This window comes from Sphingomonas sp., assembly GCF_031380695.1.
Taxonomy (GTDB): Bacteria; Pseudomonadota; Alphaproteobacteria; order Sphingomonadales; family Sphingomonadaceae; genus Sphingomicrobium.
In genome coordinates this window covers 1-1,595 of record NZ_JANMWY010000206.1, presented here as the reverse complement: position 1 = coordinate 1,595, position 1,595 = coordinate 1, and the positions used below count along the sequence as shown (strand labels likewise).

Here is a 1,595-nt window from a genome sequence, read left to right as displayed (position 1 = left end):
CGGCAAGACCCGCTGCTTCGACGCGCCGATCTCCGAAGCCGGCATTGTTGGCACTGCTGTCGGCATGGCCGCGTATGGCCTGAAACCCGTCATCGAAATCCAGTTCGCCGACTATATCTACCCCGGCTACGACCAGATCGTCAGCGAGGTCGCACGCATGCGCTATCGCACCGCGGGCGAGTGGACCATGCCGATGGTCATCCGCTCGCCCTATGGCGGCGGCATCTTCGGCGGCCAGACCCACAGCCAGAGTCCCGAGGCGCTGTTTACCCACGTCGCCGGGATCAAGACGGTCATTCCCTCGACCCCCTATGACGCCAAGGGCCTGCTGATCGCGGCGATCGAGGATCCCGACCCGGTGATCTTCTTCGAGCCCAAGCGGATCTACAACGGCCCGTTCGACGGTCACCACGACCGGCCGGTCACGCCCTGGGCCAAGCATCCGGCGAGCGACGTCCCCGACGGCTATTATACCATCCCGCTGGGCAAGGCGGCGGTGGTCCGCGAGGGGCAGGCGGTGACCATCCTCGCCTATGGCACGATGGTCCACCTCGCGCTGGCCGCGGTGGCGGAAAATGAGGTCGATGCCGAGGTGATCGATCTGCGGACATTGATGCCGCTCGACATCGACACCATCGCTGCCTCGGTCGAGAAGACCGGCCGCTGCCTGGTCGTCCAGGAAGCAACTCGTACCAGCGGCTTTGGCGCCGAGCTCGCCGCGCTGGTGCAGGAGCGCTGCTTCTATCATCTCGAAGCGCCGATCGTCCGCGTCACCGGGTGGGACACGCCCTATCCGCACGCCTATGAATGGGTCTATTTCCCGGGTCCGCTGCGAATGAAGAATGCCCTCAAGAAAGTGCTGGAATTCTGACATGGCGACCTTCCTGTTCAAGCTCCCCGACATTGGCGAAGGCATCGCCGAGGCCGAGATCGTCGCCTGGCACGTCGCCGTCGGCGATCGCATCGAGGAGGACCAGCAGCTCGCCGACATGATGACCGACAAGGCGACGGTCGAGATGGAATCGCCGGTCGCGGGTACGGTCGTGAAACTGGCCGGCGACGTCGGCGACCAGGTCGCGATCGGCGCGGTGCTGGTCGAGATCGAGACCGAGGCGGAGATGGCGGCGGTCGAGAGCAAGCAGGAGCAGCCGCTGGGCGATGGAGCGGTCCATGCGAGCGCGGCGATGGAGCAGGCGCTGCCGGTGAGCGGGACGGAGGAAGTGACCAGTAATTCCGCTCGTCCTGAGCGAAGCGCGGAGCACGTTGTCGAAGGGCCCACCACGCAAGCATCACTAAGCCGCCCTTCGACTTCGCTCAGGACGAACGGTGAAGGAAGCCCCAAAGCCCTCGCCTCCCCCGCCGTGCGCCAACGCGCGAGCGATCTAGGGATCGACCTTGCCAGCGTTCGCACGACCTCCGACCGCGTCCGCCACGCCGACCTCGACGCCTATCTACTCTACAACGGCGGCAGCGTCGGCGGATCGTCCGCCAAACGCGCCGACGAAACCGTCAAGGTCGTCGGCCTGCGCCGCAAGATCGCCGAGAATATGGCGGAAGCGAAGCGCCGCATCCCGCATTTCACGCTCGTGGAGGAA

Annotated in this window: 2 protein-coding genes; both read left to right on the top strand. The window is 65.6% G+C overall.

What is annotated here, in order from left to right:
* Positions 1-871: alpha-ketoacid dehydrogenase subunit beta (locus tag RMN84_RS07565; RefSeq protein WP_309611568.1), on the top strand; the 871-nt coding region annotated here is incomplete at its 5' end.
* Between the two features lies 1 nt (position 872).
* The coding region (locus RMN84_RS07560; RefSeq protein ID WP_309611567.1) for a biotin/lipoyl-containing protein at positions 873-1,595 on the top strand (723 nt) is incomplete at its 3' end.